Origin of the sequence: Nocardioides sp. NPDC058538, from assembly GCF_042719275.1 — a bacterium.
GTDB lineage: Bacteria > Actinomycetota > Actinomycetes > Propionibacteriales > Nocardioidaceae > Nocardioides.
Genome location: NZ_JBHXNY010000021.1, coordinates 21,827 through 38,255, shown reverse-complemented (window position 1 = coordinate 38,255; position 16,429 = coordinate 21,827). Strand labels below are relative to the sequence as shown.

General features: G+C 69.9%; 15 protein-coding genes and 1 pseudogene. 14 read left to right on the top strand and 2 right to left on the bottom strand.

The window, feature by feature from the left end:
• The first annotated feature begins 152 nt into the window (after window positions 1–152).
• From ACFWQC_RS18550 to ACFWQC_RS18515, 8 genes are all read left to right on the top strand, one after another.
• Complete coding sequence (locus ACFWQC_RS18550; RefSeq protein WP_378680989.1) at window positions 153–752, top strand: hypothetical protein; 600 nt, start codon at window positions 153–155, stop codon at window positions 750–752.
• Between the two features lie 48 nt (window positions 753–800).
• Entirely contained in the window at window positions 801–2,423 is a 1,623-nt protein-coding gene (locus ACFWQC_RS18545) for a succinic semialdehyde dehydrogenase (RefSeq protein ID WP_378680986.1), read from the top strand.
• Window positions 2,420–4,138, top strand: coding sequence for a GMC oxidoreductase (locus ACFWQC_RS18540; RefSeq protein WP_378680983.1), 1,719 nt, complete (start codon window positions 2,420–2,422; stop codon window positions 4,136–4,138). Before ACFWQC_RS18545 ends, ACFWQC_RS18540 begins: the two co-directional genes overlap by 4 nt.
• Window positions 4,139–4,406: 268 nt before the next feature.
• Entirely contained in the window at window positions 4,407–5,981 is a 1,575-nt protein-coding gene (gene guaA / locus ACFWQC_RS18535; protein ID WP_378680980.1) for a glutamine-hydrolyzing GMP synthase, read from the top strand.
• Window positions 5,982–6,095: 114 nt separating this feature from the next.
• Window positions 6,096–7,127 (top strand): hypothetical protein, encoded by a 1,032-nt coding sequence (locus tag ACFWQC_RS18530; RefSeq protein ID WP_378680977.1) that lies wholly within the window; start codon window positions 6,096–6,098, stop codon window positions 7,125–7,127.
• A gap of 68 nt (window positions 7,128–7,195) precedes the next feature.
• A complete protein-coding gene (locus tag ACFWQC_RS18525; protein ID WP_378680974.1) occupies window positions 7,196–7,537 on the top strand; it encodes a DUF3140 domain-containing protein in 342 nt (113 codons plus the stop codon).
• Window positions 7,538–7,748: 211 nt separating this feature from the next.
• Window positions 7,749–8,120: a DoxX family protein gene (locus ACFWQC_RS18520; protein ID WP_378680972.1), complete on the top strand. Its 372-nt coding sequence runs from the start codon at window positions 7,749–7,751 to the stop codon at window positions 8,118–8,120.
• 197 nt (window positions 8,121–8,317) lie between these two features.
• The gene (locus ACFWQC_RS18515) at window positions 8,318–8,581 is read left to right on the top strand and encodes a hypothetical protein (RefSeq protein WP_328527302.1); all 264 of its coding nucleotides are present in this window, start codon (window positions 8,318–8,320) and stop codon (window positions 8,579–8,581) included.
• 30 nt (window positions 8,582–8,611) lie between these two features.
• On the opposite strand, the gene ACFWQC_RS18510 is transcribed toward ACFWQC_RS18515, so the two are convergent.
• On the bottom strand, window positions 8,612–9,253 hold the full coding sequence (locus tag ACFWQC_RS18510) for a GntR family transcriptional regulator (protein ID WP_355020760.1): 642 nt from the start codon (window positions 9,251–9,253) through the stop codon (window positions 8,612–8,614).
• A 143-nt stretch (window positions 9,254–9,396) separates the two neighbouring features.
• Here ACFWQC_RS18510 and ACFWQC_RS18505 point away from each other — a divergent pair, with 143 nt between their 5' ends.
• The 6 genes and pseudogenes from ACFWQC_RS18505 (at window position 9,397) to ACFWQC_RS18480 (ending at window position 15,550) form a co-directional block, all read left to right on the top strand.
• Window positions 9,397–10,653 (top strand): NRAMP family divalent metal transporter, encoded by a 1,257-nt coding sequence (locus ACFWQC_RS18505; protein ID WP_378680968.1) that lies wholly within the window; start codon window positions 9,397–9,399, stop codon window positions 10,651–10,653.
• Between the two features lie 5 nt (window positions 10,654–10,658).
• Complete coding sequence (locus tag ACFWQC_RS18500) at window positions 10,659–11,438, top strand: LamB/YcsF family protein (RefSeq protein WP_378680965.1); 780 nt, start codon at window positions 10,659–10,661, stop codon at window positions 11,436–11,438.
• The gene (locus ACFWQC_RS18495) at window positions 11,435–12,229 is read left to right on the top strand and encodes a putative hydro-lyase (RefSeq protein ID WP_378680962.1); all 795 of its coding nucleotides are present in this window, start codon (window positions 11,435–11,437) and stop codon (window positions 12,227–12,229) included. The genes ACFWQC_RS18500 and ACFWQC_RS18495 overlap by 4 nt, the downstream gene beginning before the upstream one ends.
• Window positions 12,226–12,828: pseudogene (locus tag ACFWQC_RS18490) on the top strand (allophanate hydrolase subunit 1); the annotation flags it as partial. The gene ACFWQC_RS18495 and the pseudogene ACFWQC_RS18490, both read left to right, overlap by 4 nt.
• Window positions 12,811–13,830 (top strand): biotin-dependent carboxyltransferase family protein, encoded by a 1,020-nt coding sequence (locus ACFWQC_RS18485; protein WP_378681194.1) that lies wholly within the window; start codon window positions 12,811–12,813, stop codon window positions 13,828–13,830. The pseudogene ACFWQC_RS18490 and the gene ACFWQC_RS18485, both read left to right, overlap by 18 nt.
• A 1-nt stretch (window position 13,831) precedes the next feature.
• Window positions 13,832–15,550 carry an acetyl/propionyl/methylcrotonyl-CoA carboxylase subunit alpha gene (locus tag ACFWQC_RS18480; RefSeq protein WP_378680959.1) on the top strand — a complete coding sequence of 573 codons (1,719 nt, stop codon included), beginning with the start codon at window positions 13,832–13,834 and terminating at the stop codon, window positions 15,548–15,550.
• Window positions 15,551–15,552: 2 nt separating this feature from the next.
• Here ACFWQC_RS18480 and ACFWQC_RS18475 read toward each other — a convergent pair whose 3' ends face one another.
• Window positions 15,553–16,404, bottom strand: a complete 852-nt coding sequence (locus tag ACFWQC_RS18475) for an alpha/beta fold hydrolase (RefSeq protein ID WP_378680956.1) — start codon at window positions 16,402–16,404, stop codon at window positions 15,553–15,555.
• Between the last annotated feature and the right edge of the window lie 25 nt (window positions 16,405–16,429).

Sequence of the window (16,429 nt, the reverse complement as noted above, 5' to 3'; positions counted from 1 at the left end):
TGCGACCCTGCGACGAAGGAGCAGGGTCGCAACGCGAAGAGATCGAGCGAGCGTGCGGCTGAGCTTGCGAAGCCGCATCCGCGGGTCGAGATCAATTCAAGGGGAGCGAATTGCCGTGGCGGAGCAAGCGGTTGACGTAGCAATCTGATCCCATGTTCCTGGTCGCTGATCCTCCCGAGCCGTTGGCCACCGACGACTTCGTGCTCGCGCCGCTGAGTCCCGAGCTGCTCGACCTGGACACCGAGGCCTACCTGGCCAGCCCGGACGTGATCCGCGACCACAGCTGCGGCAGGTGGCCGCTGGAGGGCTTCGGCAGCGACGACAACCTGCCGCTGGTGATCCGGCACTGGTCCGACCACCAGGCGAAACGCGCCTTCACCTACCTCTTCCTCGACCCCGAGGGCACCTCCTCGCTCGGCTGCCTCTACGTGCAGCCCCTGTTCCCCTACCTGGAGGCGATGGGCGCGGATGCCCAGACGCTGTTGAGGTACGCGGGTGGGTCCACCGCCCGGGTCAGCTACTGGCTCCGCCAGGACCGAGAGCCCGGGCTCACCGCATCGGTCGCCGAGCGGCTCGATGAGTGGCTGCGTACGAAATGGCCGTTGGACGCCTATCTCTACAGGGCCACGCCCGCGGAGGAGTGCACCGTGCACGCCCTCGACCGGTTGCTCCTGGACCGCGTCGTGATCGACCTTCCGGCCGAGCAGTACGACTATCTGTGGTGGGCCGCGGATGTTCGCATGGTGAGTTAGTGGGACGGCTGTCTGGCTTCAGAGACGCCGGTCACATACTCTCGGTACATGAGCGCATCGAACCCGACTTCTTCCGGCGGCCCGATCGTCGAGGGCCCGCTCGATCCCGAGCACGACGCCACGGCGTCCCTGGCCCTCGAGCCTGACTACGTCTCTCGCCTGACCGGCCGGGTCGTGGCGACCACGGGGGAGTCCCGAGAGGTCATCAGTCCGCTCAACGGGGCGCCGCTGGCGCACATCCCGCAGTCGAGCGATGACGATGTCGCTGCGGCCTTCGCCAAGGCCCGGGTCGCGCAGGAGAAGTGGGCCGCGACCCCGGTCGCCGAGCGCGAGCGCATCCTGATCAGGCTGCACGACCTCGTCCTCGACCGGCAGGCCGAGATCCTCGACCTGATCGTGCTGGAGTCGGGCAAGGCCCGCAAGCACGCCTTCGACGAGCCGCTCCACATCGCGCTGACCGCCCGGTACTACGGCCGCAGGAGCAGCAAGATCCTCGACACCGAGCGCAAGCTCGGCGTCATCCCCGTGCTCACCCGGGTCGAGCTCAACCACGTCCCCAAGGGCGTCGTCGGCATCATCAGCCCCTGGAACTACCCGTTCACGATGGCGCTCTGCGACGGCATCGCCGCGATCGCCGCCGGCAACGCGGTCGTCATCAAGCCCGACTCGCAGACCATGCTCAGCGCGCTCCTCGGTGCCGAGCTGCTGGCCGAGGCCGGGCTCCCGGAGAACCTGTGGACCGTCGTCGCGGGTCCGGGCTCGAAGATCGGCACCAGCATCATCCAGCGCGCCGACTACGTCTGCTTCACCGGCTCGACCAACACCGGCAAGCTCGTCGCCAAGCAGGCGGCCGAGCGGCTGATCGGCGCCAGCCTCGAGCTCGGCGGTAAGAACCCGATGCTGATCCTGAAGGATGCCGACATCGAGAAGGCGGCCGAGGGTGCGACCCGCGCGGTCTTCTCCAACTCCGGCCAGCTGTGCGTGAGCGTCGAGCGGCTCTTCGTCGACGACAAGGTCTACGACCGGTTCGTGGAGCGCTTCGTCGCCCGCACCCAGGCGATGACTCTCGGCGCCACCCTGGGCTGGGAGAACGACATGGGCACCCTGATCTCGCAGGCCCAGGTCGACACCGCGACGGCCCACGTCGAGGACGCCGTCTCCAAGGGCGCCCGCGTGCTCACCGGTGGCAAGGCCCGCCCCGACCTGGCGCCGTTCTTCTTCGAGCCGACCATCCTCGAGGGCGTCACCCCGGAGATGACCTGCTTCGGCAACGAGACCTTCGGCCCGGTCGTCTCCCTCTACCGCTTCCACAGCGAGGAGGAGGCGATCGAGCGCGCCAACGACGGCGAGTACGGCCTCAACGGCTCGATCTACAGCCGCGACACCGCTCGTGCCCGCCGCATCGCCCGCCAGGTCAAGTGCGGCACGATCAACATCAACGAGGCCTTCGGCGCCACCTTCGCGAGCATCGACGCCCCGATGGGCGGCATGCGCGAGTCCGGCCAGGGCCGTCGCCAGGGTGTCGAGGGCATCCTGCGCTACACCGAGACCCAGTCGGTCGCGTCCCAGGCCATCTTGCGGTTCGCCCCGCAGTTCGGGATGAGCGACCAGGCGTACGCCAAGTTCATGACCGCCTCGCTGCGTGCGCTGAAGGCGCTGGGCCGCGCATGAGCAAGAGCCACTACGACGTACTCGTCATCGGGTCGGGCTTCGGGGGATCGGTCAGCGCGCTGCGGCTGACCGAGAAGGGATACAAGGTCGGAGTGGTCGAGGCTGGTCGCCGGTTCAGCGACGACGAGCTGCCCAACACCTCCTTCGACCTGCGCAAATACCTCTGGGCGCCGGCGATCGGCTGCTACGGCATCCAGCGCATCGACATGGTCAAGGACGCGGTCATCATGGCCGGCGCCGGGGTCGGCGGCGGCTCGCTGGTCTACGCCAACACCCTCTACGAGCCGCTCGACCCGTTCTACGAAGACCCTTCCTGGAGTCACATCACCGACTGGAAGGACGAGCTCGGTCCCTACTACGAGCAGGCCAAGCGGATGCTCGGCGTCACCCTCTACCCCCACCTGACCCCTGCCGACGAGGTCATGCAGAAGGTCGCGGCCGAGGCCGGACGCGGTGACACCTTCCACAAGGCGCCGGTCGGCGTCTTCTTCGGAGGCCCGGGCCAGGTGGAAGGGCAGGAGGTCGCGGACCCCTACTTCGGTGGGGAGGGCCCCGACCGGCGTACGTGCACCAACTGCGGCGAGTGCATGACCGGCTGCCGCCACAACGCCAAGAACACCCTGGTCAAGAACTACCTCTACCTGGCCGAGAAGTTCGGCGCCGAGGTGCACCCGCTGACCACGGTGACGCGCGTCTACCCGGCGAAGACCGGAAGCGGGTACGTCGTCGAGACCCGCTCCACCAAGGCCAAGCTGGGCATCGGCCGGACGAGGCGGTTCACCGCCGACCAGGTGATCTTCTCGGCGGCCTCGCTCGGCACCCAGAAGCTGCTGCACAAGCTCAAGCGCACCGGTGACCTCCCGCAGATCTCCCCGCGCCTGGGTGAGCTGACCCGCACCAACTCCGAGTCGATCCTGGGTGCGATCGCGCCGGACACCGCCATCGACTACACCGAGGGCGTGGCGATCACGTCCTCGTGGCACCCCGACGAGCACACCCACATCGAGCCGGTCCGCTACGGGCACGGCAGCAACGCGATCGCGGCGATGCAGACCGTGCTCACCGAAGGGGGTCCCCATCGCCTCCGCCGGTGGCTCAAGGAGATGTGGCTGCAGCGGCGGTCGCTGCGTACGTTCTACGACTTCAAGCACTGGTCCGAGCGCACCGTCATCGCGCTGGTCATGCAGGCGCTGGACAACTCGATCACGACCTTCCCGAAGCGCACGATCTTCGGGTGGCGGATGTCGTCGAAGCAGGGCCACGGCAAGCCCAACCCGACCTGGATCCCCGCCGGCCTGGACGCCGTGCGGAAGATGGCCGGGGTGATGAGCAGGGGTGAGAAGCCGGGCTATGCCGGCGGCACCATCGGGGAGCCGTTCAACAAGCCGATGACGGCCCACTTCATCGGCGGCTGCACCATCGGCGACTCGGTGGACACCGGTGTGATCGACCCCTACCAGCGGCTCTACGGCTACGACGGCCTGCACGTCGTCGACGGCTCCGCGATCTCCGCCAACCTGGGCGTGAACCCGTCGCTGACGATCACCGCCCAGGCCGAGCGGGCGATGGCGTTCTGGCCCAACAAGGACCAGGCCGACCCGCGACCGGAGCTGGGTGCCGGCTACGCGCGGATCCAGCCCGTCACGCCGGCCTCGCCCGCGGTGCCGGCGAGCGCGCCGGCCGCCTTGCAGCTGCCTATCGTTGACGTACGGTGACCAACCTGTTGCCTAGGTGACACGGGCTGCGCAGGAATTTTCTGGCAGGAAGTTTTTAGTTGACCCGTAACCGTGGTTAAAAGAGTTCGTTGGAGTGATCAGACCCGGGATTGCTCCCTCCCTAATACATGCCGGGTCTTCCGTCCGGGACAGTTCTGCCTCGGGCAATCAGGGCCCGACCACCTCCCTCCCCGGTCGGGCCCTGGTGCATTTCAAGCGAGCAGCAGGAGATTCGGCTCGCGGCGTACGTCCTCGTTAGGATTCGTGCATGACGCAGGCTCCTGGGGCGGAAGAGCACGATCTGGTTCTCGTGGTGGACTTCGGCGCGCAGTATGCGCAGCTGATCGCCCGCCGCGTACGTGAGGCGAAGGTCTACTCCGAGATCGTGCCGCACTCGATGCCGGTCGAGGAGATGCTCGCCAAGAACCCGAAGGCGATCATCCTCTCCGGCGGCCCCTCCAGCGTGTACGCCGAGGACGCCCCCGCCATCGACAACGCCCTCTTCACCGCGGGCACCCCGGTGTTCGGGATGTGCTACGGGTTCCAGCTGATGGCGCAGGGCCTGGGCGGGACCGTCGACGACAACGGGGCGCGGGAGTACGGCCGCACGCCGGTCACCGTCGGTGTCTCCGGCACGCTGCTCAAGGACATCCCGCCGGCCCACAACGTGTGGATGTCGCACGGCGACTCGGTCTCCGAGGCGCCCGAGGGCTTCACCGTGCTCGCAAGCACCGCCGACACCCCGGTGGCCGCCTTCGAGAACGTCGAGAAGCAGCTCGCGGGCGTGCAGTGGCACCCCGAGGTGCTCCACTCCGAGCACGGGCAGAAGGTGCTCGAGCACTTCCTGTGGGACATCGCCGGCGCGCGCCAGACCTGGACCATCGGCAACATCGCCGAGGACCAGATCGAGCGGGTCCGCGAGCAGATCGGTGACCACCGCGCGATCTGCGCGCTCTCGGGTGGCGTCGACTCCGCGGTCGCCGCAGCCATCGTCGCCAAGGCGATCGGTGACCGGCTGACCTGCGTCTACGTCGACCACGGCCTGATGCGGAAGAACGAGTCGGTCGCGATCGAGAAGGCGTTCCGGGAGTCGACCGGCGCCGAGCTGAAGATCGTCGACGCCGAGAAGGAGTTCCTCGACGCGCTCGCCGGGGTCACCGACCCGGAGGAGAAGCGCAAGATCATCGGGCGCGAGTTCATCCGCTGCTTCGAGCGCGCCGAGGTCGAGATCCTCGGCGACAGCGACGAGAAGGTCGCCTTCCTCGTCCAGGGCACCCTCTACCCTGACGTCGTCGAGTCCGGCGGCGGTGCCGGCACCTCCAACATCAAGTCCCACCACAACGTCGGCGGCCTCCCGGAGGACCTCGAGTTCGAGCTGGTCGAGCCGCTGCGTGAGCTCTTCAAGGACGAGGTACGCGCCGTCGGCTCCCAGCTCGGTCTGCCCGACGAGATCGTCCAGCGCCAGCCGTTCCCCGGCCCCGGCCTGGGCATCCGCATCATCGGCGAGGTCACCAAGGAGCGGCTCGACATCCTCCGCGAGGCCGACGCGATCGCCCGCGAGGAGATGACCCTCGCCGGTCTCGACCGCGACATCTGGCAGATGCCGGTCGTGCTGCTCGCCGACGTCCGCTCGGTCGGCGTCCAGGGCGACGGCCGCACCTACGGCCACCCCGTCGTGCTCCGCCCGGTCACCTCCGAGGACGCGATGACCGCCGACTGGGCCCGGCTTCCCTACGAGGTCATGGAGCGCATCTCCACCCGGATCACCAACGAGGTGAGCGAGATCAACCGGGTCACCGTCGACATCACCTCGAAGCCCCCGGGCACCATCGAATGGGAGTGAGTGAGCCGGAATCGCGAGCTTGCTCGTCGATTTCCGGCGAGCGAGCGAGCAGCGACGCGAAGCGTCGCCTGGGAATGAGCCGAGGACCGGCTCCGTCCGTGGACAATGTCCTCCATGACTGAGCCGGATCTCGCTCGACGACTCCTCGACGCCCACGTCGCCCATGAGATGGCGGCGATGCGCGGCGTACGCTTCCTCGATCTCGTCACCGGCGAGATCGACTTCGCGCTGCGCGCTGCCAGTGAGCTGACGCTGGACCAGGTGATGCCTCGCGACCTGATCAAGGAGGTCGCGCTGAAGTACGTCAGCAACTTCCGGCTCCCGGGCGCGATCCCGGAGGTGGCCGGCGCGCTCGCGACGAGGCTCAAGGCGCATCCCGCCAACGACACACCGCTGGGCAAGGTGGTCAGCCGACCGCGGATCGCCGAGCTCGTCGAGGCTCTCGTCGAGATGCGTACGCTGCGCCAGCAGGTCCTGCGCAGTCTGGCCGACAACACCGGGATCCAGGCCGGCGTCGGCACTCTGATGCGTGGCACCGCTCGGGGTGCCGTCGACACCGGCCGCAGGTTCGCCGACAACCTCCCGGGCGGCTCGCTCGGCTTCTCGATCGCCGAACGTGTCGCCGGCCGGATGGCGGACACGGTGAAGGGCACCCCGGTCGGGGCGGCCGTCGACCAGAGCGCTCGCGAGCTCGCGGAGCGGGGCGCCGGAGCGCTGCTCGGATACCTCACCGACACCGCCGCGAGCTCGGTCACCGACGAGGAGGTGCACGACGCGCTGCTGGAAGTCTGGGACGCGCTCGCGACCCGTCCGGTGCGCGAGCTGGCCGACCTGGTCGACGACGAGCAGCTGGTCGCGCTCTTCGTCGGGCTCTACCAGGTCTGGCTCGACGTCCGCGATTCTGAGTACCTGCAGGCCCTGGTCGACACCGGCGTCGACTTCTTCTTCGACACCTACGGGAGCTTCACCCTCGACCGGCTCCTGGAGGAGTGGGGTCTGGGCCGCGATGACCTGGTCGAGGAGGCGCTCCGCTTCGGCCCGCCGGTGATCGAGGCGCTCGCCGAGGCCGGCGTCCTCGAGCAGCTGGTCCGTCGCCGGCTCTCGAGCTTCTACGAGTCACCGGAGGCTCGGGTGCTTCTGGGCTGAGGCCGTGTGCCCCGCCGCCGGGGTGGGTACCGGATCGGGGCAGTAGTCGATCAGGCAGGAGGCACGAGATGGCCGAGACGATCGTCGACGACAGGCTCTGGGAGAACTTCCACCGCGCGGTGAACATGACCTCGCGCGACCTGCGGACGTGGCTCGCAGTGCAGGGCGCGGGGGAGACGACCGAGACCGAACCGGACCGGGCCGGCAGCGCGCTCGGCCACCGGGTGGCCGCCATCCTGGGCAAGCGCCGCGCCGACCTCACCCCCGACGACGTGGACGTGATGCAGCGGGTCGTCGACAAGGTCACCGACCTGCGCGGCGGGGACACCGGCCAGTGGGAGCCGACCGCGGGTGATGCACACTGGCGCCGCCGGCTGATGAACGTCGGCCACGACCCGCTCGCCCCGTGATCGAGCGTCAGCGAGTGAACAGTCCAGACAACACGCGACGCGCCCCTCTGCCGTCCTCAGGACGGGAGGCAGGCGACGTACGACGGTCTGGTCGCCGATCTGCAGGTCGCCGCCGCCGCTCTCGAGAAAAAGTGAAAGGCGATGTCGAGATCGCCGGTGCACGCTCGACGCGTGGGTAAGAGCAACACCACCCACCCTTGAGGAGATCGAGATGAGCACCAACGCACAACGAGCCGGCTGGGTCATCACCGTCCTGGTCACCCTGTTCCTCGGCTTCGACATCGTCACGCACCTGCTACGGGTCGAACCCGTCATGGACTTCAACGACAAGATCGGCGCTCCGGGCTGGTTCCCCGTCGTCTGCGGCGCCGTCCTCGGCCTGTCGCTGGTCGCCTACCACGTCCCGGCCACCCGGGCGATGGGCACGATCCTGATCACCGCGTACCTGGGCGGCGCGGTCACGGTGAACCTGGTCTTCGGGCAGCCGGCCTTCAACACCGTCTTCGCCATCGCCACCGCGGTCCTCGTCTGGGCAGGTGCCTGGCCGCGCGACGAGCGGCTGCGCGGTCTGATCACCGCGTGAGACTGTGGGACGTTCAGCCGGCGTGCGAGGGGGGCTCGCAGCCATGGCGGAGGGTTCGGCCTTGTGAGCGATTCACAAGGCCGGACCCTCTGTCATAGTGACGGGAATGTGCGGGGCCTGGCGAGGATCTCTGGCGGAGCCGTATGGCGCCCTGACTGGACGGAACCGAGAAACGTCCGAGGCTTAGCATGGTTGTCATGAACGTTGAGGACTTCGCCTATGGCGTGCTGATGGAGGCACTGCCGTCCATCCCCGCTGATGTGCTCGAGGTCATCGCGGACGACATCGACGCAGGTGAATATCTGACGTCCTTGATCGAACTGATCGAACGAGCCCCGGAGACCGTCTCCGTGGCGGTCGTCGATGCCCTGGAGGGCCATCTCGAGACCCTTCCCGAAGGGCCGCACCGCAGGGTTGGTGCCGATGCGGTGGCCCGACTCCGGCACCTCAAGAGCGCCTGACCTCACCGGCAGCCTTCGAGCGCCTATCGCCTAGCCGCGGCGCAGTCGCGTGAACGCTCCGAGCACGGTCTGCTCGGAGAGGATGAGGTAGCCGCGCAGCTCCTCAGCGGCCGCAGGGCCGCCCTGCTCGAGGAAGGTCTCGAGCAGGGAGCGGTTGCGTGTGACGAACGGTGCGTGGAGGGCCTCGGGGTTGTCGATCTCGAGGAACGCGAGCCGCAGCTCGGCGGCGATGTCGCGGAACAGGCGCTCCAGGCGCGGGCTGTCGGCGAGGGCGACGATGGCGTCGTGGAACGCCATGTTGGCGGTGCCGACCGTGCGCCAGTCGCGCGCCTCGAGGCTGGTTTCGCCCAGGTCCACTGACTCGCGCATCGCCGTCACCGCGGGATGCAGCGGGGAGCCCGCGGCCAGCGCGGCGGGCTCGACGTAGCGCCGCGCCCGATAGATGTCGACGACGTCCGCCACCGTCGGGGAGGCGACCGAGACTCCGCGATGGGGCACGTGCTCGATGAGGCCCTGCTCGGCCAGCACGCGGAACGCCTCCCGAAGCGTGTTGCGCGAGACCCCGAGCTTCTCGGCGAGCGAGATCTCCGACAGCCGGGTGCCGGGCGCGAACTCGCCGTCGATGATCCGCCGGCGCAGGGCGTTCGTCAGGGTGTCCTCGACATCGGGCATGACCGCATCCTAGGGGAATCGCATCCGCGGACAATCGAAACACCATTTTAACAATGTCGGGTGTTGTTGTAGAACAATCTATGCCATCTTGTACTACACAAGAGAGTGTGGTGCCAGCCACACAGCGATGGCAGGAGTCCCCCATGACCGAGACGACCAGCGCCGAGCGCGCGAAGAGCTTCGCCCGTTCCCGCCGAGGACCCATCCTCGGCGCGATCTTCCTGATGGCCACCTCGGCCATCGGCCCCGGCTTCATCACCCAGACCGCGACCTTCACGGCGCAGCTCGGCGCGGCGTTCGCATTCGCGATCCTGGCTTCGATCCTGATCGACTTCGCGCTGCAGATGAACGTGTGGCGCATGATCACCGTCGCCGGCAAACGGGCCGGCGACCTGGCGAACGAGGCGGTGCCGTACTCCGGTCACCTGCTGGCGACGCTCATCGTGATCGGTGGCCTGGCGTTCAACATCGGCAACATCGCGGGTGCCGGTCTCGGCCTGAACGCCCTGCTGGGCATCGAGCCGAAGGTCGGCGGCCTGCTCTCGGCGCTGCTCGCCATCGGCATCTTCATGTACAAGCGGGCCGGCCGCGTCGTCGACATGGTCGTGCTCGTGCTCGGTCTGCTGATGATCGGGCTGACGCTCTTCGTCGCGATCGCGTCGCAGCCTCCGGTCGGCGACGCGCTGCGCCAGACCTTCGTGCCCGGCACGCTCAACTTCGCGACGATCACCACGATCGTGGGCGGCACCGTCGGCGGCTACATCACCTACGCGGGCGCCCACCGCTACCTCGACTCCGGTCTGACCGGCCCCGAGCACGTCCCGGCCGTGCACCGCGCCTCGATGAGCGGCATCCTGGTCACGGGGATCATGCGCTACGTACTCTTCCTCGCGATCCTCGGTGTGGTGGCCTCCGGCGTCACCCTCGACTTCTCGAGCCAGGCGGCCAACCCTGCCGGTCAGGCGTTCGGCGCCGTGCTCGGTGACGCGGGCATCCGCATCTTCGGCGCGATCTTCTGGGCCGCGGCGATCACCTCGGTCATCGGCGCCGCCTACACCTCGGCCACCTTCATCTCGACCTTCTCGAAGAGGCTTGGAGCGGGGTGGCCGCTGCAGCTCGCGACCGTCGCCTTCATCTTGGTCTCCCTCGTCCTCTACCTGCTGATCGGTGCCGCACCCGCGGCGATCCTGGTCTTCGTCGGCGGCTTCAACGGTCTGATCCTCCCGATCGGCATGTCGATCTTCATGTACATCGGCTGGTTCCGTCAGCGCGACGTCCTCCGCGGCTACCGCTACCCGGTGTGGCTGCTGGCTCTGGGGACGACCGCGACCCTGCTCAGCTGGTACATGGGCATCGTCTCGATCCGCCCGATCTTCGCCTTCATCGGCATTGGAGCGTGAACACCGTGAACAACAAGGCAACCATCGACCTGAACTCCGACCTCGGAGAGAACGCACCCGACCGAGTGGTCGCCGACGACGCCGCGATGCTCGCGATCGTCTCGAGCGCCAACGTCGCCTGCGGGTTCCACGCCGGCACTCCCGAAGGGATCCGTACGACGCTCGCAGACGCCGTCGCCAACGGCGTCACGATCGGTGCGCACCCCGGCTACCGCGACTACGAGAACTTCGGACGTCGCGCCATGGACATCGAGTCCGCGACGCTGCAGGCCCACGTCGAGTACCAGCTCGGCTCCCTGCTCGGCCTGACCTCGTCGGTCGGCGGCGCGGTCCGCTACGTGAAGCCGCACGGCGCGCTCTACAACACGATCGCGCGCGACGAGCGGCAGGCACGTGACGTGGTCGCCGCGGTCAAGGCGATCGACCCGTCCCTCGTGCTGCTCGGGCTCGCGGGCGGCGTCGTGCTCGACGTCGCCGAGAGCGCCGGGCTCGCGACGGCCGCGGAGGCCTTCGCGGACCGCGCCTACACGCCCGGCGGCGAGCTGGTCTCGCGCGCCGAGCCCGGCGCGGTCCTGCACGACGCCGACGCCGTCGCGGCCCGCATGCTGCGGCTCGCGCGCGAGGGCGTCGTCGAGGCGATCGACGGCACCGATGTCGCCGTACGCGCCGACTCGATCTGCGTGCACGGCGACAGCGACGGGGCGATCCGGATGGCAGCCGCGACCCGCACCCTGCTCGAGGCCGAGGGCATCGTGATCGCCCCGTTCGCCGGAGCCGCGGCATGACCGCGAGCATCACCCAGCTCGCCCAGGCTCGTGCCGCGCGCACCTCGTACCGGACGGGCGAGGTCGCACCGACGAGCGGCGTCGCCCACGGCCTGGTGCAGGCGAACCTGATCTCCGTGCCGGCCGACTGGGCCTTCGAGGTGCTGCTCTTCGCGCAGCGCAACCCGAAGCCGTGCCCGGTGCTCGAGGTGCTCGACCCGGGCGCGTACGAGTCGACGCTGGCGCCCGGCTCCGACCTGCGCACCGACATCCCGGCGTACCGGATCTGGCGTGATGGCGTGCTGACCGAGGAGGTCACCGACGCGAGCGCGGCTTGGGAGGAGCACCCCGACCTGGTCTCGTTCCTGATCGGCTGCAGCTTCACGTTCGAGGCGGGCCTGGCCGACGCCGAGATCCCGATCCGCCACCAGGAGCTCGGCCGCAACGTGCCGATGTACCGGACCTCCCGCCCGTGCGCTCCCGCCGGGCGCCTGAGCGGCGACATGGTGGTCTCGATGCGTCCGATCCCCGCTGATCGCGTCGCCGATGCCGTACGCATCTCCGGGCGCTATCCGGCGGTGCACGGTGCGCCGGTGCATGTCGGCGACCCCGCGTCGCTCGGCATCGCCGACCTCGCCGCTCCCGAGTTCGGGGACCCGCCGGAGGTGCGCGACGGCGAGGTGCCGGTCTTCTGGGCCTGCGGGGTCACACCACAGGCCGCAATCATGGACTCGCGTCCGCCGTTCGCGCTCACCCACGCGCCCGGCCACATGTTCATCACCGACGTACGGGATTCGGAGTATCTGGCGTGAGGCACGTTCTCATCGCATCGGATCAGGCGCTGCTGGTCGAGGAAGACGACCTCGAGGGCGCGATGCGGCTGCACGCGGCGCTCGTGGCCGCGCCGCCGACCGGCGTCGTCGAGCTGGTGCCCGCGGCTCGGACGGTGCTCGTCCGGTTCGACCCGACCCTGGTCGACGAGGCCACTCTCGCCAAGGAGTTGGCCCGCGTCGAAGCCGTCCACGGTGGCCTTCCGACCGCCGGCTCGGTGACCATCGGCGTGAGATACGACGGTCAGGATCTCGACGAGGTCGCCGAGCTGCTCGGGGTCAGCGCCGAGCAGGTGGTCGCGCGTCATGCGGCCGCGACGTGGCGGGTGGCCTTCACCGGCTACGCGCCGGGCTTCGGCTACCTCGTCGGCGACGACGCGCTCTTCGACGTACCGCGGCGCCCCTCTCCGCGCACCCGGATCCCGGCGGGCTCGGTCGGGCTGGCCGGGACGTTCTCGGGCGTCTACCCCCGGGAGAGCCCCGGTGGCTGGCAGCTGATCGGGCGTACGGACGCGCCGATGTGGGATCTGCGCCGGGATCCGCCCGCCCTGCTCGCGCCCGGGATGACCGTGCGGTTCGAGCGGCTCGAGCGGGAGTCGGTCTCGGTCGCCGCACCGGCTGCGCCGACCGATGCTGCCGAGCACCCCTTCGCAGTCGAGGTCGTACGTCCCGGCCTGCAGCTGGTGCTCGAGGACCTCGGCCGCCCCGGCCATGCCGCCCTCGGCGTCTCCGCGTCGGGAGCGGCCGACCGCCGCGCCCTGCGGGCCGCGAACCGCGCCGTGGGGAACGCTCCGGGAGCGGCAGGTTTCGAGCTCGCCGGTGGCGGTGCGGTCCTGCGCTTCACCGGCCCGGCGGTCGTGGCGGTCACGGGCGCTCCTGCCGAGACGACGGTCGTACGCACCGACGGCCCCTCGCTCCCCGTCGGGCACGGCGTCGCCACCGCCCTCGAGGACGGCGAGGAGCTGCGCCTCGGCGCAGTGGGCTCCGGACTGCGCACGCTGATCGCCGTCCGCGGTGGCCTGGATCTTCCGCCGGCGCTCGGCAGCCTCTCGAGCGACACGCTCGCGGGCCTCGGCCCCGGCGACCTCGGCGGCCGTCCCCTGCGCGCAGGGGATGTCGTGCCGCTGCACGGCCCCGCGGCCGCGCCCCATGCGGTGGACCCGGACCCCGCTCCCGTCGACTCGCTGCCCGCGCCCGGTGACACGGTCGAGCTACGCGTCGTACTCGGCCCGCGCGAGGACTGGTTCACCCCGGCCGGCGTACGCACCCTGGTCGAGCAGGAGTGGACCGTCACGCCCCGCTCCGACCGCGTCGGCGTACGTCTCGAAGGCGCCGTCCCGCTCGCTCGCGACATCACCGGCGAGCTGCCGAGCGAGGGGGCGGTGACCGGCGCGATCCAGGTGCCGCCCGACGGCCAGCCCGTGCTTTTCCTTCCGGACCACCCGCTCACCGGCGGCTATCCGATCATCGGCGCGGTCATCGACCGCGACCTGGACCTGGCCGGTCAGCTGCCGCCCGGGGTCCGCATCCGCTTCCGACCCGTCGCGCCTGTTGTGCCGACGTCCGAGACCCGAGGAGAATGATATGCGCAGGGTGCTCATCGCCAACAGGGGAGAGATCGCCGTCCGCGTCGTGCGGGCGGTTGCCGAGGCCGGCCTCGTGTCGGTCGCCGTCTACGCCGATCAGGACGCCGACGCGCTGCACGTGCGTCTGGCCGACGAGGCGTACGTGCTCGGTGGGTCCACCGCCGCCGAGTCCTATCTCAGCATCGAATGGCTCATGGCCGCGGCGCAGGCCTCCGGCGCCGACGCGGTGCATCCGGGCTACGGGTTCCTCTCGGAGAGCGCCGAGTTCGCGCGCGCCGTCGAGGCCGCCGGCCTGATCTGGATCGGCCCGGCCCCTGCGAGCATCGACAGCCTCGGCGACAAGATCACCGCGCGCCGGATCGCGCAGAGCGTGGGCGCGCCGCTCGTGGCGGGCACCGACCGGCCGCTGGAGTCGGCCGACGAGGCGGTCGCGTTCGCGCGCGAGCACGGGCTTCCCATCGCGATCAAGGCGGCCTTCGGTGGTGGCGGTCGCGGGCTGAAGGTCGCCCGCGAGCTCGACGATGTCGCCGATGCCTTCGACTCCGCCTCGCGCGAGGCGCTGGCCGCGTTCGGTCGCGGTGAGTGCTTCGTCGAGCGGTTCTTGGAGCGTCCGCGGCACATCGAGGCGCAGGTGCTCGGCGACGGCACCGGGCACGTCGTGGTCGTCGGCGACAGGGACTGCTCGCTGCAGCGCCGCAACCAGAAGCTCGTCGAGGAGGCGCCCGCGCCAGGGCTGACGGAGGAGCAGCGTCGCCGCATCCACGACGCCGCGCGTGACATCTGCGCCGCGGTCTCCTACCGCGGGGCCGGGACCGTCGAGTTCCTGATGGGCGAGGACGGGGTGATCTCGTTCCTCGAGGTGAACACCCGCCTCCAGGTCGAGCACCCGATCACCGAGGCCGTCACCGGCGTCGACCTCGTCGCGGAGCAGCTGCGCATCGCCGCGGGCGAGGGACTCTCGTTCTCGGAGACGCCGGCGCCGACGGGCCATGCGATCGAGCTGCGGATCAACGCCGAGGACCCGGGCCGCGGATTTCTGCCGAGCCCCGGCGTCGTGACCGGCCTGCGGGTCCCCGCCGGGCCAGGGGTGCGCTGGGACGCCGGGATCGAGGCGGGCGACACGGTGCAGAGCGCCTTCGACTCGCTGATCGCCAAGCTGATCGTGCACGCGCCGGACCGGGACACCGCCGTCGTACGTGCCCGCCGCGCGCTCCGCGAGCTCAGCGTCGAGGGGGTCGCGACCGTCGTACCCTTCGCTCGCGTCCTGCTCGACGACCCGGCCTTCTCTACCGCCGGGTTCGCGGTGCACACGCAGTGGATCGAGACCACGCTGATGCCGCGCCTGGAGACGCAGCGGCGCCCCGAGCCGGCGCCCGTGCAGCCGCTTCGGCGGGTGCCGATCGAGATCGACGGACGCCGGGTCATGCTCGGGCTCCCCGATGAGCTGCTGCGGGGGATCGCCGCAGGCGGGCCGGTCGCGACCGACGCCGGGCCGGCGGCCGCCGACCCCGCCGTGCTCGAGGCCACCGTCCCCGGAGTACTCGTCGACTGGCTCGTCCCCGACGGCGAGCAGGTCACCGAGGGCCAGGACGTCGCGGTCATCGACGCCATGAAGATGGAGACCCGCGTCGCCGCACACCGTGCGGGAGTGCTCTCCCGCGGCACCGACGTGGGTGGGACGGTCGCGATCGGGGACGTGCTCGGGAAGATCGAGTAGCTCTACGCGGTGTGGTCGATGATCGCCGGGACGACCGTGTCCCAGGTCGAGGGCGGGGGTGGCTCGTGGCCGACGCCGTCGAGGACGAGGAGCGTCGCGTCAGGGATGTCGCGGGCGAGGATCTCGCCGTGACCGATCGGGAACAGCGGGTCACGGGTGCCGTGGATGACCAGCGTCGGGGCGGCGATGTCGGCCAGGGTCGCCTCGACCGGCTCACCGTCGCTCATCGCCTGGTGGTTGGCGAAGCTCGGCCGCATGTCCGGCGTGCGGCGTACGACCCGCTCGACGACCGCCCGCATCCTGACCTCGTCGTAGCCCTCCGGGACGAACGCCCGCTGGTCCTCGACCAGCATCGACACCAGGGCTTCGTGGTCGTCGGGATCCGGGACCGTGGTCGTGGCCGCCTTCGCGAAGAAGTCGGCCAGCTCCTCGCCGATCGGCGGCAGGTCGGGTACGCCGTCGAAGGCCGGTGAGGTCTCGTTGAGGATCAGCGTCTCGACCCTCTCCGGATAGAGCACCGCCGCACACTGGGCCAGCGCCCCGCCCATCGAGATGCCGAAGATGTGGCCCTTGTCGAGGCCGAAGGCGTCGAGCAGAGCCGGGATGTCCGCGATCATGTCGCGCCCGGTGTAGCCCGGCTCTCCCGGTGGCCAGGTCGTCGAGCGGCCGGTGTCGCGGTGGTCGTAGCGGATCACGAACCTCCGGCCCGCGGCGAGCGCCTGGCAGAAGTCGTCCTCCCAGTAGTCCATCGAGGCGCTCATCCCACCGACGAGCAGGATCGGCGGGTCCGCCGGACTCCCGAACGTCTCGACGCACAGCTCGATCCCGTTGACCGCCAGTGTCAGTTCGCCCATGGCGTCCAGCAAACGGGCGGGTCGG

Excerpts from the sequence above, each read along its gene's own strand:
- ACFWQC_RS18525 (WP_378680974.1), top strand. The coding sequence starts at position 7,196 with ATGGCCGAGACGATCGTCGACGACAGGCTCTGGGAGAACTTCCACCGC.
- ACFWQC_RS18485 (WP_378681194.1), top strand. The coding sequence starts at position 12,811 with ATGACCGTGCGGTTCGAGCGGCTCGAGCGGGAGTCGGTCTCGGTCGCC.
- ACFWQC_RS18505 (WP_378680968.1), top strand. The coding sequence starts at position 9,397 with ATGACCGAGACGACCAGCGCCGAGCGCGCGAAGAGCTTCGCCCGTTCC.
- guaA (WP_378680980.1), top strand. The coding sequence starts at position 4,407 with ATGACGCAGGCTCCTGGGGCGGAAGAGCACGATCTGGTTCTCGTGGTG.
- ACFWQC_RS18530 (WP_378680977.1), top strand. The coding sequence starts at position 6,096 with ATGACTGAGCCGGATCTCGCTCGACGACTCCTCGACGCCCACGTCGCC.
- ACFWQC_RS18495 (WP_378680962.1), top strand. The coding sequence starts at position 11,435 with ATGACCGCGAGCATCACCCAGCTCGCCCAGGCTCGTGCCGCGCGCACC.
- ACFWQC_RS18545 (WP_378680986.1), top strand. The coding sequence starts at position 801 with ATGAGCGCATCGAACCCGACTTCTTCCGGCGGCCCGATCGTCGAGGGC.
- ACFWQC_RS18515 (WP_328527302.1), top strand. The coding sequence starts at position 8,318 with ATGAACGTTGAGGACTTCGCCTATGGCGTGCTGATGGAGGCACTGCCG.
- ACFWQC_RS18520 (WP_378680972.1), top strand. The coding sequence starts at position 7,749 with ATGAGCACCAACGCACAACGAGCCGGCTGGGTCATCACCGTCCTGGTC.
- ACFWQC_RS18480 (WP_378680959.1), top strand. The coding sequence starts at position 13,832 with ATGCGCAGGGTGCTCATCGCCAACAGGGGAGAGATCGCCGTCCGCGTC.
- ACFWQC_RS18540 (WP_378680983.1), top strand. The coding sequence starts at position 2,420 with ATGAGCAAGAGCCACTACGACGTACTCGTCATCGGGTCGGGCTTCGGG.
- ACFWQC_RS18510 (WP_355020760.1), bottom strand. The coding sequence starts at position 9,253 with ATGCCCGATGTCGAGGACACCCTGACGAACGCCCTGCGCCGGCGGATC.
- ACFWQC_RS18475 (WP_378680956.1), bottom strand. The coding sequence starts at position 16,404 with ATGGGCGAACTGACACTGGCGGTCAACGGGATCGAGCTGTGCGTCGAG.
- ACFWQC_RS18550 (WP_378680989.1), top strand. The coding sequence starts at position 153 with ATGTTCCTGGTCGCTGATCCTCCCGAGCCGTTGGCCACCGACGACTTC.